This window comes from Paracoccus sp. (in: a-proteobacteria) (assembly GCF_030538695.1).
GTDB lineage: Bacteria > Pseudomonadota > Alphaproteobacteria > Rhodobacterales > Rhodobacteraceae > Paracoccus.
On record NZ_JAUNTN010000003.1, the window covers coordinates 108,265 to 134,102 of the forward strand.

Consider the following 25,838-nt stretch of genomic DNA (forward strand, 5'->3'; position numbering starts at 1 on the left):
CATGCCCGAGGATTTCATCGCCCATATCCCCAACGCCGCCCCCGTTCGCCAGATGTCGCTGACGCCGGAACTGGTGCGGCTGACCCTGCGGGATATGCCGGATTTGGGCGAAGAACCCGGATGGACACCGCTGTCTGATGACGAAACGAACGCGCTGGCCGCCCGTTTTGCGGCGGAATGTGACGGGCCGTTGTGGGTGTTCGCCTATGGCTCGCTGATCTGGAAGCCTGATTTCGATGCGGTGGACAGCCAGCGGGCCACGGCTTTTGGCTGGCATCGGTCCTTTTGTCTGAAAATGAACCGCTGGCGCGGCTCGCCTGAACAATATGGGCTGATGATGGCGCTGGAACGCGGCGGGCGCTGCGACGGGATGATCTATCGCACACCGGATGGGGATGCGGAAAACCAGTTGCGCCGGATGATTGCCCGTGAAATCGCTTATCACGAAAATATCCCGATGATCCGCTGGTCCTCTGTTCATACACCCGAAGGTCGTAAGCGGGCGCTGATCTTCTGGGCCGGGCCAAAGGGTCCGCGCATTGCCAGCAAAATGCCGCTGCATCAGGTGGCGCATGTGCTGGCCCGCGCTTGCGGTCCGGTTGGCTCATGCGCGGAATATCTTTACAATACCGTGCTGCATTTAGCCGCTTACGGCATCCATGACCGCAACCTTTGGACATTGCAGGATCTGGTCGCGCAGGAAATCCGCCAGTTGCACGGCTGACCCGATCTTTTGTCCCCAAATATCCCCGCCGGAGGCAAAAAGCCCCGCCAAAGGCGGGGCTTTTCCAGTCATTGAACCAAAGGCGCAGATTTATTCCGGCAGCGCATAGGCGATTACATAGTCGCCCCGATCTGCCGATTGCCGCGCCCCACCGGCCGAGATCACCACATACTGCCGCCCGGTCTTGGGAGATTTATAGGTGATCGGCGTGCCTTGACTGCCGACCGGAAGGCGGGCTTTCCAGACCTCGGCGCCGGTGGCGGTGTCAAAGGCGCGCAGATAAAAGTCCTGCGTCCCGGCAAAGAACAGCAACCCGCCCTGCGTGGCCAGCGAGCCGCCCAGCGTCGGCATCCCGACCGGGATCGGCAGACCCATGCGAATCCCCATCGGGCCGGTGTCCTTCACCGTGCCGACCGGCACCTGCCAGACGATCTGCTGGGTTTTCATGTTGATGGCGGTCATAGTGCCGAAAGGCGGCTTCTGACAGGGAATCCCCAGTGGCGACAGGAAGCGATCCTTGACCACCGAATAGGGTGTCCCGCCAAGGGGCACCTGGCCCATGCCGGTATTCGGTGCCTCACCCCCGTCTGACAGACCTTCGCCCACCTCTTGCGGGAACATCTGCACCCAGAGACCAAGCCGCATGTCATTCACGAAGATCAGATCGTTGTTCGGGTCTGCCGACAGGCCACCCCAGTTCATCCCGCCAAGCGAGCCGGGGAAGGACAGCGACAAATCAGTGTCCGGCACCGTGTAAAGCCCGTCATAGCGCATGGATTTGAACCGCACCCGGCACATCAGCTGGTCAAAGGGCGTCGCCCCCCACATATCCGATTCGACCAGCGTTTGTGCGCCGATCTGCGGCATCCCGACAGAGAGCGGTTGCGTCGGTGCATAAGGCTCGTTCAGGATGGTGCCGGGTTTGACTGGCACCTCTGTGACCTCGGTCAGCGGTTCGCCTGTCGCGCGGTCTAGCACAAAGATCTGCCCGGCCTTGGTGGCCACCACCAGCGCCGGAACGCTGCTGCCATCGGGGCGCGGGAAGTCGATCAGGGTCGGTGCCATCGGCACGTCAAAGTCCCACAGATCGTTATGCACGGTCTGATAGACCCATTTGCGTGCGCCGGTGGTTGCATCCAGTGCCAGAACCGAAGCCCCATAGGTGTGATCCAGCGCGGTGCGCGAGGCCCCCCACAGATCGACCGAAGGACTGCCGACCGGCAGGAACACCGTATTCATCGCCGGGTCATAGGACATCGCGGCCCAGACATTCGGGCTGGAGCGGCTGTAGGTCTCGCCCTCGGTCAGCACCCGGTTCGGATCGCTGGTGCCGGGATCAAAGGCCCAGCGTTGTGCGCCGGTGATGACGTCAAAGCCGCGCATCACGCCGCCCGGCATATCGACCTGAACATTATCGGCAACGCGGCCGCCCACCACAACCGTGGTTCCGGCAACGGTCGGGGCCGAGGTCAGCGTGTAATAGGCGGGGTTCAGGATCTCGCCCATGTTTTCCTTCAGATCGACCACGCCATCGGTGCCGAAACCCTGGCAGGTTTCGCCGGTGTCAGCGTCAAAGGCATAGAGTTTTGCCTCGATCGAGTTCATCAGGATACGGCGCTTACAATTCGCACCCGGCGCCACTGAAACCGGCGTCACCGGGGTCGAGCCGGGAACGCTGGGTTGCACGACCGGCTCATTCACATCGAAATAGGCCAGACCCCGGCAGCGTTCCCAGACGCCGCCGACGCTGGCGTTTACGTCATGGCGCCATATCTGTTCGCCGCTGTCCACATCGACTGCAATCACGTTGTTATGCGGGGTGCAGAGGAACAGTTTGTCGCCCACTTGCAGCGGGGTCATCTGATCTTCGGCCCCGGCGCCGGTGGATTGCGGAACATCACCATGCTGAAAGGTCCATGCGACCTGAAGCTGATCGACGTTATCAGCGTTGATCTGGTCCAGCGCCGCGAAGCGGTTTGAACCGGCGTCATTGCCGTAATGGTCCCAGTCGCGCTGCTCGGTTTCAGGTGTTACGGCCACGCGCTGCGCTGCCGGGGCGCTGGTCGGGATGGTGGCATGGGACACGAACATCGAGCCAAAGCCCGCGATCCCCGCAGCCAGCAGGCCAAGTCCACCCGCCACCGGCAGGGCTGGGCGCGCTGCTGCGCCAATATTGCGGCGCAGGATCGGCAGCGACATCAGCACAAAGCCCGCGCCCACAACCATTGCCAGCAGCCGGGAGATCAGGCCCCAGTAGTCAAGACCCACTTCCCACAGCGACCAGATCACGGTGCCAGCCAGCGCCAGCAGGAACAGCCAGACGCCCGAAGGCCGCCCGCGCAGCACCTGCACGCCGGCGGCGATAATCACCGAGCCTGCGATTGCGAAATAAGGGCTGCCGCCCAGCATCACCAGCCGCGCGCCCATAATTACAAAGAACAGGCCGGCGGTCAGCAACACGGCCCCCAGCAGATACAGCCACAGCCGCGCCAGCAGAGATGGGCGGGCAGGTGTCAGTGTTTCAGACATAAATCACCTTGGGATTGCGTGAGGCCGCCAAAGCTGCGGCAAATCGCCGCCCCGCTAACCCCTGTTGGCCCAAAGGTCCAGCCCAAAGCCTAAGAACGCAATGCAGCCTTGCGCCCGGCGCAGAGGCCGGGCGGGCCGAATGTTGATTTCGCCGTGATCGTGACACGCTGATTCCCCTTTCAGGGGCAGCATAGGCACAGGGGTATTAAGAAACCCCTAATGCCGGTCAGAAAATCCTAGGCGGTGGTCAATTCCGATATGCCCAATTCGGCACACATCTCGCGGCGCATGATGAACTTTTGCGGCTTGCCGGTGACGGTGATCGGCAGCTCGTCCTTGAAGCGGATATAGCGCGGGACTTTGTAATGGGCGACCAGCCCTTTGATAAAGCTGCGGATTTCATCTTCGTCCGTTTCTGCGCCGGGTTTCAGGACCAGCCAGGCGCAGACCTCCTCGCCAAAGCGGGCATCGGGGACGCCAAAGACCTGCGCGGCCTGTACTGCGGGGTGCTGGAACAGGTATTCTTCGATCTCACGTGGATAGATGTTCTCGCCGCCCCGGATCAGCATATCCTTGACCCGGCCGACGATGTTGCAATAGCCCTCGGCATCCAGCGTCGCCAGGTCGCCGGTATGCATCCAGCCGTCGGAATCAACGGCGTCAGCGGTCTTGGCAGGTTCGCCCCAATAGCCGGTCATCACCGAATAGCCGCGGGTGCAAAGCTCGCCCTTCTGGCCGACGGGGACGGTGTGGCCGGCCTCATCCACCAGCTTGACCTCCAGATGCGGATGGATGCGGCCCACGGTGGTCACGCGTTTGTCCACCGGGTCGTCGGTATGAGACTGGAACGACACCGGCGCGGTCTCGGTCATACCATAGGCAATCGTGACCTGTTCCATGTGCATGTCGCGCTGAACCCGTTTCATCACCTCGATCGGGCAGGGCGCACCCGCCATGATGCCGGTGCGCAGGCTGGACAGGTCGTGATGCGCGAAACCCACCGAATCCAGCATGGCGGAAAACATCGTCGGCACACCGTAAAGCCCGGTGCAGCGTTCATCCGCAACGGCGTTCAGCACCACATCGGCGTCGAAACCTTCGCCCGGAAAGACCATGGTCGCGCCCTTGCTGACGCAGCCAAGCACCCCCATCACCATGCCAAAGCAGTGATACAGCGGCACCGGAATCGCCAGCCGGTCGGCGGCGGTGAAGTCGATCGTCGCGGTTACGAAATGGCCGTTGTTGACGATATTGCGGTGGGTCAGGGTTGCGCCTTTGGGCAGGCCGGTGGTGCCGGATGTGAATTGAATATTGATTGGGTCGGTCTGGTGCAGGGTGCGGGTGATCGCGTCCAGTCGCGCCATATCGGCGGGCGTTGCCGCCAGATCGGGAAAGTTCAGCATCCCCGGCGTCGAGGTGCTGGTTCCCATCCGCACCACGATGCGCAGGTCGGGCAGGTTCGCCGCCATCAGCGCACCGGGCGCGCAGAACATCAGCTCCGGCACAAGATGCTGGATCATGTTGACGTAATGCGAGGATTTGAACTGTTCCGCCAGAATCAGGCAGCGCACACCGACATGGCGCAGGGCGTATTCCAGCTCTCCCACGCGATAGGCGGGGTTCACGTTCACCAGAATCGCGCCGATGCGGGCGGTGGCGAATTGGGTCAGCACCCATTCCGGGCGGTTGGGCGACCAGATCCCCACGCGGTCGCCGCGTGCGATGCCAAGGTTCAGCAGCGCCGTGGCCAGCCGGTCCACCGCGTCGGAAAACTGCTGATAGCTCATGCGGATATCGAATTGCGGAAACACCAGCGCCTCGTGATCCGGGTCTTGCGCGACTGCTGCCGCCAGAAGTTGCGGGATCGTTTCATCCCGCAGCGGCAGATCGGTGCGCCCGGCGACACGGCTTTCGTGTTCGTTGCGCGGTGCCTGATGATAAACGGCCATGAACCCCTCCCCTGATTCCTCCGGGGTTCAGTAAATGAACGAGAGTTCAATTTTGCAAGTGCTATCCGCTGGCTTGCGGTTCGCTACGCAGCAAATCGCACAAAAGATCCAGTTCCGGTCCGGTGGCGAGTGCGGCAGCCCGTCGGGTCGCCCCGACCGCGCCCGCCAGATAGGCTGCGCCTAGCGGCAGCGCCTGCAACCGGCCTGCGGTCAGGTCGTCCAGAACCACCGCGCGGCTGATGAACCAGACCGCATCCGAGCCTTGCACCAAAGCGCGGCCAAGGGTCAGGGTGGCGGTCTCGAAGGCCGGGCGGCGGGTCAGGCCAAGACTGGTCAGATAGGCGTCCACCATCGCCCGGATCACCGCGCCTTCGGGCGGCAGGATCAGCGGCGCCTCGGTCAGCACCCGCGTGACCGGCGCATCGGTCAGGGGATGCCCGGCCCGCATCACCAGCACCACCGGGTCGTCATAAAGGTGGTCGAAACGCAGCGCCGACATTTCCGCGCCCGATGGCATTCGCCCGATCAGCATATCCAGCGCCCCGTCCTGCAACTGCCGCAGCAGGTAGTCCTGCGGGCCGGACCGGACCGAGATCAGCACTTCGGGGCGCAATGCGTGAAATCGCAGCGCGGCGGCGGGGAACAGCCGGGTCATCGCCGTGGGCAGCACCCCCACACGCAGCCGCCCCTGCCGCTGGCTGCCGCCCATGCTGGCGGCCGCAGAATCCAGCGATTGCAGGCCCGTGCGGGCGTGGCGGGCGAAAATCGCACCCTCGGGCGTCAGGGTCAGGTCGCGGCCTTGGCGCAGGAACAGCGGTTGCCCCAGCAGCGTTTCCAGTTCCGCCAACGAACGGCTGGCGGCGGGCTGAGTGATCCCCTGACGGCGAGCGGCGGCGGTCAGGCTGCCTTCGGTCAGAATGTCCAGAAACAGCCGCAGATGGCGCAGTTTGATACCGGGGTGCATATCGAAATGATTATGAATGGACGCGTAATTCGCATTAGATCAGCCCGTTTGATTATGCAAGAATCGGCTGCAAGAGGGGGAATCATCATGCAACTGTTGTCGCGACCTTGGGGTGCCATGCATATCCGTATCGACGGGCCAGAGGGCGCGCCGGGGCTGGTTTTTGCGAACTCGCTTGGCACTGATCTGCGGATCTGGGACCGGGTGGTGGCCGCGCTGCCGGGCTGGCGCATCGGGCGGTTCGATAAGCCGGGGCATGGGTTGTCTGATCTTGGTGCCACGCCGGGCATCGACGATATGGCCGAGGACGCCGCGGCGCTGATCGACCATATGGGGGCGGGGCCGGTGGTGTTCGTCGGCCTGTCCATCGGCGGACTGATCGGGCAGGCGCTGGTGGCGCGGCATCCGGGCAAGGTCCGGGCGCTGGTGCTGTCGAATACGGCAGCCAAGATCGGCACGGCGGAAGCATGGGGCGACCGTATCGGCAAGGTGCAGGCGGGGGGGATTGCGCCCCTGGCTGACGGCATCATGCAGATGTGGTTCAGCCCCACGTTCCGCGCCACGCCGGAACTGGCGATCTGGCGCAACATGCTGACCCGCACCGATCCGCAGGGCTATGCCGACGCCTGCCGCGCGATTGCGGCTGCCGATTACCGCACCGCGACCGCCGGGCTGCGCCTGCCTGCGCTGGCGATCGGTGGCGGGCTGGACGGCTCGACCCCGCCTGCGCTGGTCGCGGAAACGGCGGCGCTGATCCCCGGCGCGGGTTTCCGGCTGATCGAGGGCGCAGGCCACATTCCTTGCGTCGAATCCGCCCCGCAATTCACCGCAATTCTGCAAGATTTCCTGAAAGGTTTGCCTGATGAGTGACCGTCACGCCACTGGCATGACCGTGCGCCGCGCCGTCCTTGGCGATGCGCATGTGGACCGGGCCGAGGCGCTCAAGACCGATTTTGACGCGCCGTTCCAGAACCTGATTACCGAATCCGCATGGGGGACGGTATGGGCCAGCGACGGTATCAGCCGCCGCGAGCGCTCGATGCTGACGCTGGCATTGCTGGCCGCGACGGGCAATTTCGAGGAAATCCCCATGCATATCCGTGCTACCGCCCGCACCGGGGCCAGCCAGCGCGACGTGCTGGAGGCATTTCAGCACGTTGCCATCTATGCCGGGGTGCCACGTGCCAATCACGCGCTGAAACTGGCGCGACAGACCTTTGCCGAAATGGAAGCCGATCAGAAGGAAGCCAGCCAATGACGCCTGCCGAGTTCTACCAGCGCGACCGCCGTCGCCATCCGCCCGCCCTGACGCCGGATTACAAGACCAGCGTCGCGCGCAGCCCCCGTTACAGCATGATTTCGCTGCAACAATCCGCGTCCGAGATCACCGGCCCGACATTCGGGCATAATGACATCGACCCGATCGACAACGACCTGATCCGCAACTATGCCAAGGATGGCGACCCGGTGGGCGAACGTATCATCGTGCATGGTCGTGTGCTGGACGAAAACGCCCGGCCGGTGCCGAACACGCTGGTCGAGATCTGGCAGGCCAATGCCGGTGGGCGTTATCGCCACAAAAAGGACACCTATCTGGCCCCGATCGACCCCAATTTCGGCGGCTGTGGGCGCACGCTGACGGATGAAAACGGCTATTATTTCTTTCGCACCATCAAGCCGGGTGCCTATCCGTGGCGCAACTGGGTCAACAACTGGCGGCCCGCGCATATTCACGTTTCGGTTTTCGGCACCAGCTTCAGCCAGCGCCTGATTACCCAACTGTATTTCGAGGGCGACCCGCTGATTCCGATTTGCCCCATTGTGCAGACCATCCCCGACCCGGATGCCATCGACCAGTTGATTGCGCGGCTGGATATGAATGCGGGTGTGCCGCTGGATTGTCTGGCCTATAAGTTCGACATCGTGCTGCGCGGGCGGCGTTCGACCCTGTTTGAAAACCGGCTGGAGGGGAACTGATGCAACGGCTTGATTATCTGAAAGAATCACCCTCGCAAACGGCTGGCCCTTACGTTCATATCGGGCTGGCTCCCGGTGCCGCCGGGTTTGACATCTATCGTCAGGAACTGGGCCATGACATTGCCGGGCCGAACGCCAAGGGGCAGCGCATCCGCGTCGAAGGTCTGGTGATCGACGGCATGGGCAGCCCGGTCAAGGACGTGCTGATCGAGGTCTGGCAGGCCAATGCCGACGGCAACTATGCCCACCCCGAAGGGGGCGAGGTCGAGGACGGCTTTCGCGGCTGGGGCCGGGTGATTACCAATTTCGAGACGGGCGAATGGGGCTTTGATACCGTCAAGCCCGGCCCGGTGCAGGCGCGGCGTCCGCTGGCCTCGGGTCATGTGCCTGCCGCCCCCGCCCCGATGGCGCCGCATCTGACGCTGTGGATCGTGGCGCGGGGCATCAACATCGGGCTGAACACGCGGGTCTATTTCGAGGATGAGGACAATTCCGCCGATCCGGTGCTGAACCTGATCGAATGGGAAAACCGCCGCGCCACGCTGATCGCCAAACGCGCCGGGGACCGCGACGGCGTTCCGGTCTATCGCTTTGATATTCGCCTGCAAGGCGACAATGAAACGGTGTTTTTCGATGTCTGATCCCTGCATCATCTGTGTGGCCATCACCGGCAGTCTGCCGACCAAGGCCGATAACCCAGCGGTTCCCGTGACCATCGCGGAACAGGTGGAATCCACCCATGCCGCGTTCGAGGCCGGGGCGACCATCGCCCATTGCCATGTCCGCGACGACAACGGCCAGCCGACCAGCGACCCCGACCGTTTTGCGGCGCTGAAAGAGGGGATCGAGGCGCATTGCCCCGGCATGATCGTGCAGCTTTCGACCGGCGGGCGCTCCGGCGCGGGGCAGGCGCGGGGCGGGATGCTGCCCCTACGGCCGGATATGGCCAGCCTTTCGGTCGGGTCCAACAACTTTCCGACGCGGGTGTATGAGAATCCGCCCGATCTGGTGGATTGGCTGGCGGGTGAGATGCTGACCTATGACATCAAGCCGGAAATCGAGGCGTTTGACCTGTCGCATATCTTTCAGGCGGCGCGGATGCACGCCGATGGCCGGATCAAGGATACGCCCTATGTGCAATTCGTCATGGGGGTGAAAAACGCCATGCCGGTGGACCGGCAGGTGTTTGATTTCTACATCCAGACTGTCAAGCGCCTGTTCGGTGAGGATGCGCAATGGTGCGCCGCCGGGATCGGTCCGAACCAGATCGTGCTGAACGAATGGGCGATTTCCTCGGGCGGTCACGCGCGCACCGGGCTGGAGGATAACGTGCGGCTGGATAAAACCACGCTGGCGCCTTCAAACGCGGCGCTGGTCGAGCGGGCGGTGCAGCTTTGCGCGAAATACGACCGCCCGGTGGCGACACCTGCGCAGGCGCGGGCCATTCTGGGTCTGCGCAGCGCATGAGCCTGACGGACGGTCTGTTCAGCGACCCGGAACTGGCGCGGATCATGGGCGACCCGGCGCGGCTGGCCGCGATGGGCCGGGTCGAGGCCGCGCTGGCCCGCATTCAGGGGCAGGCGGGGGTGATCCCGGCGGATGCGGCGGCGGCGGTGCAGGCCGTTGTCGCGACGTTTCAGCCTGACCCGGATGTACTGGCCCCGGCAGTCGCACGAGCGGGGATTGCCGCGCAAGCCTATGTCACGGCGCTGAAATCCGCCTGCGGGGACGCGGGCGGCTGGGCGCATTTCGGCGCAACCTCTCAGGATGTGCAGGATACGGCGCTGGTTTTGCAACTGCGCGAGGCGCTGGAGGTGCTGGCGGCACGGTTGATCCGGCTGGTGGATACGCTGGCGATCAAGGCGCAGGATAACGCTGAAACCCCGATCCCGGCGCGGACCCGGTTTCAGATTGCCGCGCCGACGACGCTTGGCGCCAAGATTGCGGTTTGGCAGGCCCCTTTGCAGCGGCATTTGCAGCGGCTCGGGGAGATGCGCCCACGCCTGCTGGCGCTGTCCTTTTACGGTGCCGCCGGGACGGGTGCGGCGCTTGGCGATCAGATGGGACCGTTGCGCAAGGCGCTTGGCGCGGCGCTGGACCTGCCCGCGCCGGATATGCCCTGGCACAACGCCCGCGATGGCATGGGCGAGCTGGGCGGCTGGCTGTCGCTGGTCACGGGCAGTCTTGGCAAAATCGGGCTGGACCTGATCCTGCTGGCACAGTCCGAGGTTGCGGAAATCAGCGCCGGGCAGGGGGGCGGCTCGTCCACCATGCCGCAGAAATCCAACCCGGTTGCGGCCGAGGCGCTGGTAACGCTGGCGCGGCTGAACGCCAGCGATCTTGGCGGGCTGCATCAGGCGCTGATCCATGCGCAGGAACGCGACGGCAGCGCCATGGGCATCGAATGGGCGCTGTTGCCCGGCATGGTGATCCGCACCGGCGCGGCGCTGCGGCTGGCGCTGGAACTGGCGGAGACGCTGGCCCCGCGCCCTGATGGCATTGCCGCGACTTTTGCCCGCGACCGGGGCCTGATGCTGGCCGAGGCAGCGGGCTTTGCCCTGTCCCGCGACATGCCGCGCAAACAGGCGCTGGCGCTGGTCGGGCAGGCGTTGCGCGACGTTGCGGCAAACCCGGACCTGACACTGGCGCAGGCGCTGATGCAGCTTGCGCCCGGCCGCGATTGGCTGGAAGAACTGGACCCCGCGCGGGCTTTGGGAGAGGCCCCCGCGCAGGCCCGTGCGGCCATAAAACCAACGGAGGAGACCCCATGAAAACCACCCTGTTCGCCGCGCTGACCGCGCTGGCCCTGACCCCCGCCGCACATGCGGCCGAGGTCACGCTGCGCCTGCAACATTTCCTGTCTGCACAGGCCCCGATCCAGACCGAAGTGTTGGAGCCTTGGGCAAAAACCCTGTCCGAACAGTCGGATGGTCGGATCGAGGTGCAGATTTATCCGTCGATGCAGCTTGGCGGCAAACCGCCGCAGCTTTACGATCAGGCCCGCGATGGGGTGGTGGATATTTCCTGGACGCTGCTGGGTTACACGCCGGGCCGCTTCCCGGTGTCCGAGGTGTTCGAGCTGCCCTTCGTTGCCGGTTCCGCGACCCAAACCACCAATGCGCTGCAACAGTTTCAGGCCAAATATCTGGCCGATGAGCTGCGCGATGTTCAGCCGCTGCTGCTGCACGCACCCGCCGCGTATAAGTTCCACCTGAAGGGTAAGCCGGTGAATACGCTGGCCGATCTGCGCGGGCTGAAGCTGCGTGCGCCCTCGCGGATGATGACCGACGCGCTGAACGCGCTTGGTGCTGTCGCGGTCGGGATGCCCGTCCCCGAGGTGCCGCAGGCGCTGACCACCGGCGTCATCGACGGCGCACTGATCCCGTGGGAGGTCGTGGGTTCCCTGCGCGTCAATGAGATGGTCCGCGATCACACCGAAATCGGTGCTGAAAACGGGGGCATGTCCACTTCGGTCATGGCGCTGGTGATGAACAAGGCGAAATACGACAGCCTGCCGGACGATCTGCGGGCGATCCTCGACGCCAACTCGGGCGTGGCGCTGGCGGCGCTGGCTGGCCCGGCCTTTGACCGTGCCGAGGAGGCCGAGCGGCAAAAGGCACTGGATGGCGGCGCGACTATTGCCGTGATCCCTGCGGATGCGCTGGCAGAATGGCAGGCGGCAACGCAGCCCATCACTGATGCCTGGCTGAAAACCATGGTGGATGCCGGCCATGACGGTCAGGCGATGCTGGATGACGCACGCGCCATGATTGCGGCGCAGTAAGGGGGCAGCATGTCCGAGGTCGAGACCCTGACCGAACATCCGCATCCGGTCCCGGTTCCGGGCTGGCTGTCCTTTCTGACCCGCCTGTTCGCAGGAATAGGCGGGGCTACGCTGCTGGCGATGATGCTGATGACGGTGACTTCGGTTGTTCTGCGCAGCACCATCGGCCGCCCGATCCCCGGTGATTTCGAGCTGATCGAGCTGGGCAGCGCCGTGGCGATTTTCTGTTTCCTGCCGTGGTGCCAGATCAATGGCGGCAATGTGCTGGTGGATTTCTTTACCGCCAAGGCAGGGGCGCGGACCAATCACCTGCTGGAAGCGGTGGGAGATGTGATCTTTCTGGCGCTGGCGGCGCTGATTTTGTGGCGAATGTGGCACGGGGCGGCAGATATGCGGCAATATAATGAACAGACCATGGTGCTGCGGGCACCGGTCTGGTGGGCCTTTGCCATCATTCTGCCTGCGATGGCGCTGTTGGTGGCGACCTGTGCGGCGACGCTGATCGGGCATATCCATTCGGCGTTGGCGCGGACAGAGGTGGGGGCATGACCGGGATTGCCGCCGGGCTGACGGGTTTCGCGGTGCTGCTGGGGCTGATGGCCATTCGGGTGCCGATCGCCGTGGCGATGCTGGCTGTGGGGATCGGCGGTTATGGCCTGGTGAATGGCTGGATGCCCTTGCTGGCGATGCTGAAAACCGGGCCGTATTACCAGTTTTCGACCTATTCCCTGTCGGTGATCCCGCTGTTCGTCCTGATGGGCGAATTCGCCACCCGCGCCGGTATGAGCCGCGCCCTGTTCCGCACCGCCGCCGCCTTTCTGGGCCACCACAAGGGCGGTCTGGCGATGGCCTCCGTGGGCGGGTGCGCGGCCTTTGGCGCGATCTGCGGATCGTCTCTGGCGACTGCCGCCACCATGGCGCAGGTCGCCCTGCCCGAGATGAAACGCTATAACTACAGCGGCGCGCTGGCGACCGGCTCGCTGGCCGCTGGTGGGACATTGGGAATCCTGATTCCGCCCTCGGTCATTCTGGTGCTTTATGCGCTGATGACAGAACAAAGCATCGCCAAGATGTTCGTCGCCGCCATGGTGCCGGGGGTTCTGGCCGCTGTTGGCTATATGCTGGCGGTGGCGTGGTATGTGCGCCGCCATCCGGGCGAAGGCCCTGCCGCGCCCCGTGCCACCTGGGCCGAGCGCCTGCTGGCGCTGCGCGAAACCTGGTCGATCATCCTGATTTTTGGGGTGGTGATTACCGGCATGTATCGTGGCTGGTTCACCCCGACCGAGGCCGCCGCAGTCGGGGCCTTTGGTGCCTTTGTGCTGGCGGTTCTGCATGGTGGGATGCGGCTGAAGGGGCTGATGGCCTGTCTGCGCGGTACGGCGACCACCAGCGCGATGATCTTTCTGATCCTGCTGGGGGCCGAAACCTTCAATGCTTTCTTGGCGCAGACCCGCACACCGATGCTGGCGGCGCAGATGATTACCGAATCCGGCCGGTCGCCAATGCTGGTGCTGGCGGCGATTCTGGCGCTGTATCTGGCGCTGGGTTGCGTGATGGACAGCATGTCGATGTTGTTGCTGACCATCCCGATTTTCTACCCGATCATTGCGGGTCTCGATTTCGGCATGACGCCCGAGGAAACCGCGATCTGGTTCGGCATCCTTGCCGTGATCGTGGTCGAGGTCGGGCTGATAACGCCGCCTGTGGGGATGAACGTCTTTATCATCAACGGGCTGGCTAAAGATGTGCCGATGTGGGACAGCTTCCGCGGGGTCATGCCGTTTCTGGTCAGTGACATTCTGCGGATTTTGCTGCTGATCGCCTTTCCCTTCATCACGCTGGGGCTGGTGCGGGCGCTGGGTTAGGTTGCGCCTGCTGAGAACCGGGGGCTTCGCGCCCCCGGACCCCCGCGGGATATTTTTGTGAAGAAGAAAGCGGTTGTCAGCCGGCCATTGCCGCGCGGATGACGCGGCCGATGCGGGCCACGCCTTCGTTGATCTGCGGGGCGTCAGCCAGCGAGAAGCTGAGGCGGATGGTATTTTTCCCCGACCCATCGGCAAAGAAAGCCCCGCCGGGGACAAAGGCGACACGCTCGGTCCTGATGGCCTGTGCCAGCAATTCCGCACCGTCGATTCCTTCGGGCAGGGTGATCCAGACGAACATGCCGCCATCGGGGCGCGACCAGGTGACACCCTCGGGCATCTCGCGCGCCAGCGCGGCCAGCATGGCGTCGCGCCGGGTGCGATAGGTGTCGCGCAGGCCCGCCACATGGGTATCGAACAGCTTTGCCGCCACATTGGCCGTTGCAATCTGGTTCAGGCTGGCGGTGTGCAGGTCGGCGGCCTGTTTCATCAGCACCAGCCGGTCGATGATCTGCCGTGCCGCCACGATCCAGCCCAGCCGCAGCCCCGGCGCGAGAGTTTTGGAAAATGACCCGCAATAGATCGTGCGGCAGGCGTCCAGATCGCCCTTACGCGCAATTTCCAGCGCCAGAACCGGCGGGATCGGGTCGCCGGAATAGCGCAACTGTTGATAGGCGCCATCCTCGATCACCGCGATGTCCAGCGATTCCGCCAGATCCAGCAGCCGTTCGCGCCCCGCAAGGTCCAGTGTTTCGCCCGTGGGGTTGGCGAAATCCGCCGAGAGATAGGCGAATTTGACCCGCCCCGGCGCTGCATCCGTGGCGATGTCGGCGGGGTCGCGATTGTCCATCGGGTCCAGCCGGGCATAGCGCGGTTCATAGGCGTTGAAGGCGCCCAAGGCCCCCAGATAGGTTGGCCATTCCACCAGCGCGGTATCGCCCGGCGACAGCAGCAGCTTGCCCAGATAATCCAGCGCCTGCTGTGACCCCGAGGTAATCAGGATGTGATCGGCGTCGCAGGGAATCCCGATCTGCGCCATCCGCCCGGCCAGCCATTCGCGCAGGGGCTTATAGCCCTCGGACACCGAATATTGCAGTGCGGTCGCCGCGCCCGGTCCGGTCAGGGCGTCATTCATCGCGTCGCGGAAAGCGTCTGCCGGGAACAATGCCGGATCAGGGATTCCGCCAGCAAAAGAAATAATATCCGGCTGATCCAGCAGTTTCAGCAATTCCCGGATCTCGGATGCTTTCATCCGCGACATGCGCGATGCCAGAACCTGCTGCCAATCCATATCCGACCCCCGGTTGTGATTCGCACAAATTGGCCCTGTCCGGGGGCCAAGTCAATCGCTGCAAAGCTGGCAGATGCGGCGGGCTGCGGCGGCATAGCCCTCCAGACCAAGGCCCGCAATCACCCCATCGGCCCGCAGCGAGACATAAGAATGATGCCGGAATGCCTCGCGTTTATGCACCTGAGAGATGTGGACCTCGATCACCGGGCCTTCAAAGGCGTTCAGCGCATCCAGAATGGCCACTGAAGTATGCGTATAGGCACCGGGGTTGATGATGATGCCACAGGCTTCATGCCGGGCCTGATGAATCCAGTCGATCAACTGGCCCTCGTGGTTGGATTGCAATTGATGGATGCGGAACCCCGGCGCGGCGGCCTGTGCGGTGGTTTCCACATCGGCCAGCGTCTCGCGGCCATAGATTTCAGGCTGGCGCTGACCCAGAAGGTTCAGGTTCGGACCGTTCAGCAGAAAGATGGTTTTCATCGGATACCCTCTGTTTCGGGTCACTATGCGGCGAGCGGGTGAGGATTTCCAGCGGCTGTTATGGTTTCATTAGGTTTTCATCTGTATGCTGGTGCGGACAGGTGAATGAGGCCGGGAATGGGCAGGATCGCGCGGGCTTTGGCCGTGCTTTGGGTGATGATGGCGGGGGCCGCGCTGGCGCAGCAAGGCCCGGCGGAGGTCGGTGTGGTGACGCTGACCCCGCGTGAGGTGCCTTTTATCGAGACTCTGCCGGGCCGGGCAGAGGCGTTCCAGACCGCCGACATCCGCCCACGCGTGGGTGGCGTGATTGCCGAAGTGTTTTATGATCCCGGTCAGCCGGTGCGGGCGGGCGATCTGTTGTTCCGCATCGAGGATGATACCTACAGCGCCTCACTTCAGGCTGCGCAGGCCGAGGTCAAGCGTGCTGATGCCGCTGTGACCGCTGCGCGTTCCGCGCTGACGCGGGCGCGGTCGCTGGCGGGGACGGCCTCGACCCGTGTCACGATAGAAAACGCCGAGGTGGCGCTGGCGCAGGCCGAGGCGCAGTTCAGCGCCGCGCAGGCGCAGGAAAAGCTGGCGCAGCTTGATCTGGACGAAACGCAGATCCGCAGCCCGATCGACGGCGTGCCGGATATTGCACAGGTCACGATTGGCAGCGTGGTGACGGCCAATCAGGCGGCGGCGTTGACGACGGTGCGACGGCTGGACCCGATTTTCGTCGATGTGCAGCAGTCCAGCGCCGCAATTCTGCGCCGGGATGAGCGGGTGCGACAAGGCAGCCTGACCCTTGCCGACCGGCTGGAGGTGGACCTGACGCTGGAGGACGGCAGCACTTATTCCCGGCATGGCCGTATGGTCACACCGGGCAGTTCGGTTTCGACCACTACCGGCACCACGCGCGAGCGGTTCCAGTTCGACAACCCCGAGCGGCGGATTTTGCCGGGCCAGTTCCTGCGCGTGCAGGTGACGGTTGGCACGACGCGCGCCCTGCTGGTGCCGCAGCGGGCAACCAGCCGCGCCGCTGATGGCACGCTGACCGTCTTTCTGGCCCGGGATGGCCGTGCGGTTCAGGTCACGCTGACCGAGGCCGGGACCGCCGATAACGCCTGGATCGTGACCGATGGCGCGCAGGCCGGGGATCAGGTGATCGTGGACGGGTTGCAAGACCTGCGCAACGGTGCCGAGGTCACGCCGGTGCCGGTGACGATCTCGGCGGACGGGGTGGTGAACGACGGTGCCGTGGCGCAGGCAGGCGGCTGATGGGCGGGTTTTTCATCTCGCGCCCGGTGTTTGCATGGGTACTGGCGATTGTGACCATGCTGGCGGGGGTGTGGGCCTTGCGGGTGCTGCCGGTGCAGCAATATCCCGACATTGCCCCGCCGACCGTGCGGATCAGCGCCAGCTATCCCGGTGCCACGGCCGAGGCCGTGCAGGCATCCGTCACCCGCGTGATCGAGGACGGGATGACCGGCATTGACGGGCTGCTCTATATGGAATCGGCCTCGTCGCAGGGCAGTTCACGGATTACCCTGACCTTTGCCGCCCATATCGACCCGCTGGATGCGCAATCCGAGGTGCAGACGCAGGTCGGTCAGATCGAACGTCGCCTGCCCGATGCGGTGCGCCAGCAGGGGGTGAATGTCACCCGATCGACCAGCGCCTTTCTGATGGTGGCGACGCTGATGGACAGCACCGGCAGCTATGATTCGCTGCAACTGGCCGATATTGTCAGCTCGACCGTGGAAGGTCCGGTGCAACGCACGCCGGGCGTGGGCGGGATCAGCGTTTTCGGTTCAGGTTATGCCATGCGGGTCTGGCTGGACCCGCTGTCGCTGGTGCGGTTTCAACTGACGCCTGCCGATGTGGTGTCGGCGGTGCAGGCGCAGAATACTACGGTTTCGGTGGGGTCTTTGGGCGATCAGCCTGCCGTGCAGGGACAGCAGTTCACCGCCACCGTCACCGCGCAAAGCCAGCTTCGCACGGTCGAGCAATTCCAGAATATCCTGCTGAAAACCGAACCGGATGGTGGGGCGGTCTATCTTGGCGATGTGGCGCGGGTCGAGGTCGGGCAGGAAAGCTATCGCGGCGGTTCGCGCATGAACGGGCTGCCCGCGGCGGGGTTCGGGATCAATCTGGCCGATGGGGCCAATGCCGTGGACACATCGGCGGCGGTGCAGGAAACGCTGGCCCGGCTGACCCCGGCCTTGCCCGAGGGGCTGGGTTTTCAGGTCGCCTATGACACGTCGCCCTTTGTCGAACGCTCGATTGAACGGGTCTATCACACGCTGGCCGAGGCCGCTGTTCTGGTGGTGCTGATCCTGCTGATTTTCCTGCAAACATGGCGGGCGACGCTGATCCCGATGGTGGCGGTGCCGGTGGTGCTGCTGGGGACGCTGGCGGTGCTGTATGCTGCGGGGTTCAGCATCAACACCCTGACCCTGTTCGCGCTGGTGCTGGCCATTGGCCTGCTGGTTGATGACGCCATCGTGGTGGTCGAGAATGTCGAGCGCCTGATGCATGACGAAGGGATGCGCCCGTTCGAGGCCACCCGGCAAAGTATGGGCGAGATCACCGGCGCGCTGATTGGCATTGTCGTGGTGCTGTCGGCGGTGTTCCTGCCGATGGCCTTCTTTCCCGGCGCGGCGGGGGTGATTTACCGGCAGTTCTCGCTGACCATCATTGCGGCGATGGTGCTGTCGCTGGCGGTGGCGGTGATCCTGACGCCCGCGCTTTGCGCCAGCCTGTTGCGCCAACGCGACAGCGCCCCGGATTTCGCGCTGGCCCGCTGGTTCAACCGCAACCTTGACCGGCTGCGCGATGGTTATGGGCGGGCGGTCGAATGGCTGTTGCCGCGTCCCTTTCTGCTGGTGGTAATGCTGCTGGCGATCATTGCGGCAAGCTGGCAGGTGTGGGGGCGGCTGAACGCCTCCTTCCTGCCGCAAGAGGATCAGGGGGTGCTGATGGTGCGCATCAACCTGACCGAAGGTTCGACCAGCCAGCAGACGCTTTCGGTCGTCCAGCAGGTCGAGGATTACCTGCGCGACCATGAATCCCGCGATGTGGATTCGGTGATGGCGGCGCTTGGGTTTGGTTTCGGCGGCTCCAGTCAGGGCCGGGCGATGCTGTTCGTCAAGCTGAAACCGTTTGAGGAGCGCCTGACCCCGGAACGCGCGGCCGGGGCCATTGCGCAGCGTGGCAATGATGCGTTCCGTGACAACCGCGCGGGCCGGGTCAGTTTCCAGCAACCGCCGACGGTGCGGGGGTTGGGCAATCAGGCCGGGTTCTCGATGTATCTGGTCGATTACGCCGACAGCGGGGTGGATGCGCTGCGGGCGGCCTCGGATCAGCTTGTCCAGATCGCCGGGGACAATCCACTGACCAGCGGTGTGGATAATGGCAACAATGCCGACGAACCGGCGCTGAAGATCAACATTGACCAGCAAAAGGCCGAAAGTCTTGGGATTTCGCTGGCCGGGGTCAATGCGATGCTGTCCACGGTGTTTTCGGGAACCGAGGTGAATGATTTTACCCTTGGTTCCAGCCTGCGCCCGGTGATCGTTCAGGCGGATGCGCCGTTTCGGATGCAGCCCGACGACATCGGCAAATGGTATGCCCGCAATTCCGGGGGCGAGATGGTGCCTTTTACCGCCTTTATGACGACAAGTTGGGAACCCGTCGCGCCAAGCCTCGCGCGGTTTGACGGCACCCCCGCCCTGTCCATGAGCGGGGAGCCGGGGCAGGGGGCAAGCTCGGGTCAGGCGATGGACGCAATTCAGGCGATGGTGGCCGAGATGCCCGGCGGTTACGGTGTGGCATGGACGGGGATCAGCTATCAGGAACGACAGTCCGGCGATCAGGCACCGATGCTTTATGCGCTGTCGATGCTGATTGTATTCCTTGCGCTGGCGGCGCTTTATGAAAGCTGGTCGGTGCCTTTTGCGGTGATGCTGTCAGTGCCGGTGGGGGTGCTGGGGGCGCTGCTGGCGGCATGGGCACTGGGCCAGTCGGATGACGTTTATTTCAAGGTCGGCATCTTGACCACCATCGGCCTGTCGGCGCGCAATGCCATTCTGATCGTCGAGTTTGCCGAAACGCTTTACGCGGGCGGTATGGACCTGCACCGTGCGGCGGTTCAGGCTGCGCGACAGCGGTTGCGCCCGATCCTGATGACGACGCTGACATTCATGTTCGGGGTGCTGCCGCTGGCGATTGCGACCGGGGCTGGGGCCAAGGCACAAAATGCCATCGGGATTGCGGTTTTGGGCGGGATGATCACCTCGACCCTGATTGCCATTTTCATGGTGCCGGGTTTCTATGTGCTGGTGAAGCGGCTGTTCTCGCGGCAAAGCGCGGGGACGCCGTGACGATCAGCGCAGCGCGTCGGGCAGGTCAGCCTCGGTCAGGTCGTGATCGACCATAAAGGCGGCGATGTCATCTGCGGTTGGTCTGCGTCCCTCGGTTGCTGCGAACCCGGCGTGCCAGTCCAGGATGTCCTGATGGCTCAGGCGTGTGGGTGTCAGGCCCATCATGCGGAAGCCGTCGGCCAGCATGTTGCCGCGCCCTTCCATCAGCGCCAGTGAGCCGGCAGCCAGTGCGGTGTGCAGCGGCTGCACCGGGAACGGGTTGTCGGGTCGTGCAATGACCGGCAGCGGGGACAGATAGCCCGCCTGATCCGAAACCCCCATGCCCGTCCGCACCAGCCGCGCCCCCGGTATGGTCGCGCAGAGCGACTGGGCGTAAAGAAACCCAAGGTCGTGCAGGAATGCCCAAAACCGGGGGCGCAATCCGGTTGTTTTTTCCGGCTCGGCGCTGGTTTCGGCGATGCTGGCCAGCAGGTTTTCGACCTGTTGCCAGTCTTGCGGGGTGGGGCGTGGGGTCAGGCCATGTGTGGTCAGAAACCGCTGCGCCGCGCTGGCCCGGTCAGACGCCATGGCGACAAGCTGATCGGAAACCGTCAAAGCCTGACGGCGGGGCATGTCCTCGACCATCACCGGATCACCCGGCAGGGTCAGCGGCAGCCAGTCGCCGTAATCGACCCGGTAGCGCCCCTGCTCATGCAGCGCATCCGAAAACCGGGGACCGGCCACGCGCCGCCGTTTCAGCCAGTTCAGCATGTGGCGCTCACCACAGTTTCCCCAGTTTTTCGCCAAGGGTCGAGCCGCCGATCGCGCCCGCAATCCCGCCGATGATTCCGCCTGCGACGGCACCCACCGCAGCCCCTGCCGGGCCACCAAGCGCACCGGCCAAGGCCCCGATCTTGGCTCCTGCGGCGGCACCGCCTGCTGCGCCTGCCCAACCGCCAGCCGAGGCCGCAACGGCAGTTTTCGTGTTGCTGCCGAACTTGCCACCATCGGCCTTGACCGCGCTGCCGATCAGCACCGTATCAACCACCAGTCCGACCGGAATTGCCACCTTGCCCGCGCCGCGCAGCACCTTGCTGGTGACAGAGCTGGCCTGCACGGCCTTCATCGTCGAAGGCTTTGCCGAAATATCGGGCCGATAGCTGCTGTTGATATGTCCACCCGACCGCGCCGCCGCCGTGTTCAGCCGCGAGGTTGCCTTGGCGTTCGGGCCTTTTGCGCCTGTGACCGGATTATCTGCAAAGACATATTCCATTTTGCGGGCGGCGTTTGCAGCCTTTTCGTCCAGCCGCACCTGCCCCGAGCTTACGCTTCTGCCCGCCTTGATCTCGGTGTCGATCTGTGTGCCGGGCAGGTGTCCGGGGCGGCTCACGTCCATCACGCGGCCATCGGCCCGTTTGGCCTCGAAGCTGATCTGAGAGGGCCGCAGCCCTTCTTTCGTGGCGGTCGTGCGGCCATAATTGACGGTCGCCTGACTGCTCGCCATGCTGTTGCGGGCAAAATAACCGCGCCTGTCCTGACGCGAAAAATCGTCGATGCTGTAATTGTTATGGCGGGTCGTCCGGCTGGTATAGGCGCGGTCGGCAAGGGTGCTGCCCGGCGCGATGGCACCAAAGCGCATCTCGCCGCCAATTTTCAGCGCCCGGTTGCCGACGCCGATTTCACCATACATAGCGGCGCGATAGCCGGTCGTCGCCTTGGCCGCGTCGCCTGTGATGCCGCCGATCTGATTCGCCGCGCGTTGCAAGGCGCTGCGGTCGATATTCGTCAGCAGCTTCCGGCCCGCTGTGGGCGGTGTCAATCCCTTGGTCCGGTGGGGCTGCAAAGCTGCGGCCCCGCGCCGTGCGGCTGTTACATTCGGAGCAATGCCCATGGCTGCCTTCCCTGAAAGATCGTGACCCGGAAAGGTTAGGGGGGCATTGTAACAGCTTTACAACGCCCCTCGCTCGTCGGTGGAAACTTGCCGGTCGTTTATCCGGCCATCAGCCCCGCCATCGCCGCATCCAGCGCCAGCCGCGCGGTCAGTTCCATGAAGTCATGCGCCTGATCCGATGTGTCGTTCAGCGACGCCAGCCGCGCCACCTCGGCCTGCCACGGGGCGGCGTCGATGCCGTTCGCGGTCAGAAAGGCCGCAAAGGCGCGCGCGCCTGCGCCGCCGTTCAGGGTGATCCCCCGGCTGGCTGTGGCGCGGGCATGGATGCCGTTCGCGCCTTCGTAGATCGCGCAAATGCGGGCGTCACGCCAGTTCTGTTCGGCCCCATATTCGCGCAGATAGCCGTATCCGCCCATCACCTGAATCGCCAGATCGGCGGCGCGAATGCCCCCCTCGGTGCAGGCGTATTTGCACACGGGCGTCATAAACTCGACGAAATCCATGTCGCCTGCCTCAATCGCGGCAAGTGTCAGGTGGCACAGATGCCGCCCCGCGCGGGCGAGCCGGTCACATTCCGCGATCATCCGCGCCACATCGGAGTGCTGGTCGATGGTGACGGGCTGACCATCCGGCCCGCGCCCCTGCCGCCGGTCGGCGGCATAGCGCCGGGCCAGATCGGCGGCCCGCGCCGCATGGGCCACGCCCTGCAAGGCCACGTCCAGCCGCGCGTGGTTCATCATCGCAAACATTGCGCGAAGGCCGCCGCCTTCGGTCCCGATCAGTTCCGCCCGTGCGCCGTCAAAGGCAAGCTGACAAGTGGGCGAGGCGTGAAGGCCCATCTTTTCCTCGATCCGGGTCACGCTGACGCCGCCCCATTCGGACAGGCTCAGGAACAGCGACAGGCCCTTGACCCCCTCGCCCCCCGAACGGGCCAGCACCAGATGCAGGATGCCCGCCGACATGTCCTGATCCCCGCCCGAGATGAAGATCTTTTCCCCGTTGATCCGCCAGTGGTCGCCCTCGGGCGTGGCTTTGGTGCGGATCGCGGCCAGGTCGGACCCCGCGCCCGGTTCGCTCAGCGCCATCGTCGCCAGCAACTCGCCCGAGGCCAGACGCGGGATCAGCCGTGCCTGCTGGTCGGGGGTGCCGAAATGGGTCAGCACCTCGACCGCGCCGGGAACAAGCGACGTGACCATTTGCAGCGAATGGTTCGCGCCGCTGAAAATCTCGGACACGCCCGCATTGGTCAGCGGGTCAAGGCCCATCCCGCCGAACGCTTCGGGCGCGCGAAGGCCCTGCCAGCCGCCTTCGGCAAGTTGGGCATAGGCCGCGCCAAAGCCATCGGGCATCCGCACCCGGCCGCCGTCAAGCCGGCAGCCCTGCACGTCGCCGGTTTCGTCCAAAGGCCCAATCACGCCTTCGGCAAAACCGGCGAAATGACCAATGATTTCGGCTGCGGTGTCGGCGTCCCAGTCCAGACCCCGCGCGGCGATCCGCAGCGAGGTCAGGATGTCATCCACCGGGGCGTGAAAGGCACTCATGGCGCACACGCAAAACTGGCCGCATCCGCCACATCGCCGCCCTGATAACGGGCGACCAGCGGTGCGGGGCAAAGCGGGCGGGTGGCACCGCGCAGCGCCTCTGGCGCGGCGTCGTTGTCAGAGCGGACGGTGGCAGTGACGGGTTCGGGCGTGGTGCCGCCCTCGACCCATGCGACCAGCGGCGTCAGCAGGTCGAACGCATCCGCTGCCGGGCCTTTGTCGCAATGGGTCATGCCGGGCACCGGGTAGAATTGCGCGAAGTCCTGCGCCTCGCCCATGTTGTCATTCAGCCGCGCGAACCAGCGGGCGGTGTCATTGACCGAAAATACCGGGTCAGCAACGCCGTGATAAATCATCATCTTGCCGCCCGCATCGCGGAAAGCCGTCAGGTCCGGGTTATCGGCACCGGGCGGCTGCATCACCTGCATGGGCGATTCCGGATAGGCGTCGCTGGTGGCGTCGATCTGCCCTGCCTGCGTCGTCAGGTCGAAGCTGCGCAGATAGGCCAGCAGATCGGTGGGGGTTCCGCTCACTTCGGTTGGCGGGGTGGTAAACACCTGCGCCAGCGAGGATGCCCCCATCACGGCAATGATCGGCATCCGGTCCCAGTTCGGATTGCCCGATTCCAGCTTCCAAGTCCGCCAGTTCGGCGCGCCGATCCCCGCATCCCATGACCAATCGCTGTAAAGCGGGCCATCTGCGCCTTGCGGCCCTTCGTGGATGGCAACCAGCGCCGTGACCTGCGCCGCCGACAGGCAGGCGGTATTCTGACCCTCGGCGCATTGCAGCGTGGTCACGTCAAACGCCTGCTGACAGGCGGCGGTGTCATGGCTGATCCCGTCCGCCAGCCCGTCCAGAGCATCGCATTTCGCCAGAATCGCATCGGCCACCAGCGTCAGATCCTCGGTCGAGAACGCTTGCCTGATGTCCTCGTTCACCGCGCTGAACGCCTGCACATCATGCGCATGTTGCAGCGCGGAACGCGGCAGGTTGAAGCCGGGCGCACCCAGCAAAAGCCCGTCGAACGCCTCGGGCATACGGCTGGCGGCGACCATGGCGTGACGGCCGCCGTTGGAACAGCCGATGCCGTAATTATGCCCAATTTCGCGCCCGTAATAGGCCGCGACCATCTGTTCGGCCACGGGTTGCAGGGTGGCGACGGCCTTGTAGCCATACATCTGCCGCGCCTCGAAATCCGCACCAAAGGCCGCGCCGCCAGCGATGCCACGATCAGGCCGCGCCGCGCCGTCATGCCCCGCGTCCGAGCTGATAACCGCAAAGCCGCGCGCCAGCGGCGAGCGATCCCCGGTCCCGGCCTGAAGCGCACCGGTGGCAGGGCGCACCTGACCGTCATTGCCGCCGTTGAACTGGTGAACGAAATCGCCGTTCCAGTCATCGGGCAGGGCCAGCTCAAAAGACAGCGCGTAATCCTGCCCGTCGCTGCCGGTCCGTTCGGCCATGAGGCCCCGAATACGGCATTGCGCAACCGGGCTGTCCTCGCCCGCAGGGACGGCGGCAACCTCGGTGAAGGTCACGCCTTTCAGGCCCAGTGCCTCGGGCGTCGGCCCGTCGCAGGTCAGCGCGGCGGCGGGGGTGGCGGTCAGCAGCAAAATGGCAAGCGTTTTCATTGTGACACCCCCAGCAGACGCATCGCGTTTTCTTTCAGGATCAGCGGCCTGACCTCATCGCGGAACTCGGCCTTGTCAAAGGCGTCAAGCCATTTTTCCGGCGAGATCATCGGCCAGTCCGAGCCGAACAGCATCTTTTTGCGCAGCATCGTGTTGGCATATTGGATCAGGATTTTCGGGAAATATTTCGGCGACCAGCCCGACAGGTCGATATAGACGTTGGGCTTGTGCTGCGCGACGGCTAACGCCTCTTCCTGCCACGGAAAAGAGGGATGCGCCGCGACGATATTCATGTCGGGGAAATCGACCGCCACATCATCGAGATAGATCGGGTTCGAGAACTTCAGCCGCATCCCGTTGCCGCCGCGCATCCCCGATCCGACGCCGGTCTGCCCGGTATGGAACAGCGCCACGCAGCCATGTTCGGCCAGCACCTCATAGAAGGGATAGGCCATGCGGTCGTTCGGATAGAACCCCTGCATCGTCGGGTGAAACTTGAAGCCCTTGATGCCGTGATCCTCGATCAGGCGGCGCGCCTCGCGCACGGCCATCTTGCCCTTCCACGGGTCGATCGAGGCAAAGGGGATCAGGATGTCGTCATGCTTGGCGACCTCCTCCAGCACCTGATCGTTGGAATAGCGGCGGTAGCCGGTTTCGCGTTCGGCATCGACGGGAAAGATCACCGCCGCGATGTTCTGTTCGCGGAAATGCGCGGCGGTCTGTTCGATGGTCGGCGGATGCGACCACGGCGCGCCGAAATATTGGGCCATGGTCGATTGCAGGTCGTCATAGCCGTCATCGGCATGACAGCCGCAGGGTTCTTCGGCATGGGTGTGGAAATCAATCGCGCGGATTTTGGAAAAATCGACCAT

Annotated in this window: 22 protein-coding genes; 12 read left to right on the top strand and 10 right to left on the bottom strand. The window is 64.3% G+C overall.

The features are described from left to right. Window position 1: 1 nt before the first annotated feature. A complete protein-coding gene (locus Q4G24_RS02430) occupies window positions 2-724 on the top strand; it encodes a gamma-glutamylcyclotransferase (protein WP_303364914.1) in 723 nt (240 codons plus the stop codon). 90 nt (window positions 725-814) lie between these two features. On the opposite strand, the gene Q4G24_RS02435 is transcribed toward Q4G24_RS02430, so the two are convergent. From Q4G24_RS02435 to Q4G24_RS02445, 3 genes are all read right to left on the bottom strand, one after another. Beyond that, entirely contained in the window at window positions 815-3,253 is a 2,439-nt protein-coding gene (locus Q4G24_RS02435) for a membrane-bound PQQ-dependent dehydrogenase, glucose/quinate/shikimate family (protein WP_303364915.1), read from the bottom strand. A 236-nt stretch (window positions 3,254-3,489) separates the two neighbouring features. Continuing rightward, complete coding sequence (locus Q4G24_RS02440; RefSeq protein WP_303364916.1) at window positions 3,490-5,202, bottom strand: AMP-binding protein; 1,713 nt, start codon at window positions 5,200-5,202, stop codon at window positions 3,490-3,492. Between the two features lie 61 nt (window positions 5,203-5,263). Further along, the gene (locus Q4G24_RS02445; protein WP_303364917.1) at window positions 5,264-6,166 is read right to left on the bottom strand and encodes a LysR substrate-binding domain-containing protein; all 903 of its coding nucleotides are present in this window, start codon (window positions 6,164-6,166) and stop codon (window positions 5,264-5,266) included. Window positions 6,167-6,253: 87 nt separating this feature from the next. On the opposite strand from Q4G24_RS02445, the gene pcaD reads away from it, so the two are divergent. The 9 genes from pcaD to Q4G24_RS02490 are packed head-to-tail and all read left to right on the top strand — an operon-like array spanning window position 6,254 to window position 13,792. Continuing rightward, entirely contained in the window at window positions 6,254-7,036 is a 783-nt protein-coding gene (gene pcaD, locus Q4G24_RS02450) for a 3-oxoadipate enol-lactonase (RefSeq protein ID WP_303364918.1), read from the top strand. Beyond that, window positions 7,029-7,424: a 4-carboxymuconolactone decarboxylase gene (pcaC, locus tag Q4G24_RS02455; protein WP_303364919.1), complete on the top strand. Its 396-nt coding sequence runs from the start codon at window positions 7,029-7,031 to the stop codon at window positions 7,422-7,424. The genes pcaD and pcaC overlap by 8 nt, the downstream gene beginning before the upstream one ends. Continuing rightward, window positions 7,421-8,143 carry a protocatechuate 3,4-dioxygenase subunit beta gene (gene pcaH, locus Q4G24_RS02460; protein WP_303364920.1) on the top strand — a complete coding sequence of 241 codons (723 nt, stop codon included), beginning with the start codon at window positions 7,421-7,423 and terminating at the stop codon, window positions 8,141-8,143. Before pcaC ends, pcaH begins: the two co-directional genes overlap by 4 nt. Next, window positions 8,140-8,784, top strand: coding sequence for a protocatechuate 3,4-dioxygenase subunit alpha (pcaG, locus tag Q4G24_RS02465; RefSeq protein ID WP_303364963.1), 645 nt, complete (start codon window positions 8,140-8,142; stop codon window positions 8,782-8,784). The genes pcaH and pcaG overlap by 4 nt, the downstream gene beginning before the upstream one ends. Beyond that, complete coding sequence (locus tag Q4G24_RS02470) at window positions 8,777-9,610, top strand: 3-keto-5-aminohexanoate cleavage protein (protein ID WP_303364921.1); 834 nt, start codon at window positions 8,777-8,779, stop codon at window positions 9,608-9,610. The genes pcaG and Q4G24_RS02470 overlap by 8 nt, the downstream gene beginning before the upstream one ends. Then, a complete protein-coding gene (locus Q4G24_RS02475; protein WP_303364922.1) occupies window positions 9,607-10,914 on the top strand; it encodes a lyase family protein in 1,308 nt (435 codons plus the stop codon). The genes Q4G24_RS02470 and Q4G24_RS02475 overlap by 4 nt, the downstream gene beginning before the upstream one ends. Next, complete coding sequence (locus tag Q4G24_RS02480) at window positions 10,911-11,927, top strand: TRAP transporter substrate-binding protein (RefSeq protein ID WP_303364923.1); 1,017 nt, start codon at window positions 10,911-10,913, stop codon at window positions 11,925-11,927. The genes Q4G24_RS02475 and Q4G24_RS02480 overlap by 4 nt, the downstream gene beginning before the upstream one ends. 9 nt (window positions 11,928-11,936) lie before the next feature. Continuing rightward, window positions 11,937-12,476 carry a TRAP transporter small permease gene (locus Q4G24_RS02485; RefSeq protein WP_303364924.1) on the top strand — a complete coding sequence of 180 codons (540 nt, stop codon included), beginning with the start codon at window positions 11,937-11,939 and terminating at the stop codon, window positions 12,474-12,476. Next, window positions 12,473-13,792 carry a TRAP transporter large permease gene (locus tag Q4G24_RS02490; protein ID WP_303364925.1) on the top strand — a complete coding sequence of 440 codons (1,320 nt, stop codon included), beginning with the start codon at window positions 12,473-12,475 and terminating at the stop codon, window positions 13,790-13,792. The genes Q4G24_RS02485 and Q4G24_RS02490 overlap by 4 nt, the downstream gene beginning before the upstream one ends. 76 nt (window positions 13,793-13,868) lie before the next feature. Here Q4G24_RS02490 and Q4G24_RS02495 read toward each other — a convergent pair whose 3' ends face one another. Together Q4G24_RS02495 and aroQ are read right to left on the bottom strand one after the other, a co-directional pair. Beyond that, the gene (locus Q4G24_RS02495) at window positions 13,869-15,080 is read right to left on the bottom strand and encodes a PLP-dependent aminotransferase family protein (protein ID WP_303364926.1); all 1,212 of its coding nucleotides are present in this window, start codon (window positions 15,078-15,080) and stop codon (window positions 13,869-13,871) included. A gap of 51 nt (window positions 15,081-15,131) precedes the next feature. Continuing rightward, on the bottom strand, window positions 15,132-15,563 hold the full coding sequence (gene aroQ, locus Q4G24_RS02500; RefSeq protein WP_303364927.1) for a type II 3-dehydroquinate dehydratase: 432 nt from the start codon (window positions 15,561-15,563) through the stop codon (window positions 15,132-15,134). A gap of 117 nt (window positions 15,564-15,680) precedes the next feature. Between aroQ and Q4G24_RS02505 the strand changes: the two genes are divergently transcribed. Together Q4G24_RS02505 and Q4G24_RS02510 are read left to right on the top strand one after the other, a co-directional pair. Continuing rightward, window positions 15,681-16,823 (top strand): efflux RND transporter periplasmic adaptor subunit, encoded by a 1,143-nt coding sequence (locus Q4G24_RS02505; protein ID WP_303364928.1) that lies wholly within the window; start codon window positions 15,681-15,683, stop codon window positions 16,821-16,823. Beyond that, entirely contained in the window at window positions 16,823-19,927 is a 3,105-nt protein-coding gene (locus tag Q4G24_RS02510) for an efflux RND transporter permease subunit (protein ID WP_303364929.1), read from the top strand. The genes Q4G24_RS02505 and Q4G24_RS02510 overlap by 1 nt, the downstream gene beginning before the upstream one ends. Before the next feature lie 3 nt (window positions 19,928-19,930). Here the strand turns inward: Q4G24_RS02510 and Q4G24_RS02515 are convergent, their stop codons facing one another. The 5 genes from Q4G24_RS02515 to Q4G24_RS02535 all read right to left on the bottom strand — a co-directional run bounded on the left by Q4G24_RS02515 (window position 19,931) and on the right by Q4G24_RS02535 (window position 25,838). Beyond that, window positions 19,931-20,677: a hypothetical protein gene (locus Q4G24_RS02515; protein WP_303364930.1), complete on the bottom strand. Its 747-nt coding sequence runs from the start codon at window positions 20,675-20,677 to the stop codon at window positions 19,931-19,933. A 7-nt stretch (window positions 20,678-20,684) separates the two neighbouring features. Further along, entirely contained in the window at window positions 20,685-21,725 is a 1,041-nt protein-coding gene (locus Q4G24_RS02520; protein WP_303364931.1) for a hypothetical protein, read from the bottom strand. A 170-nt stretch (window positions 21,726-21,895) separates the two neighbouring features. Beyond that, window positions 21,896-23,338, bottom strand: coding sequence for an acyl-CoA dehydrogenase family protein (locus Q4G24_RS02525; RefSeq protein ID WP_303364932.1), 1,443 nt, complete (start codon window positions 23,336-23,338; stop codon window positions 21,896-21,898). Further along, window positions 23,335-24,966: a tannase/feruloyl esterase family alpha/beta hydrolase gene (locus Q4G24_RS02530; protein WP_303364933.1), complete on the bottom strand. Its 1,632-nt coding sequence runs from the start codon at window positions 24,964-24,966 to the stop codon at window positions 23,335-23,337. The genes Q4G24_RS02525 and Q4G24_RS02530 overlap by 4 nt, the downstream gene beginning before the upstream one ends. Next, entirely contained in the window at window positions 24,963-25,838 is an 876-nt protein-coding gene (locus tag Q4G24_RS02535) for an amidohydrolase family protein (protein WP_303364934.1), read from the bottom strand. Before Q4G24_RS02535 ends, Q4G24_RS02530 begins: the two co-directional genes overlap by 4 nt.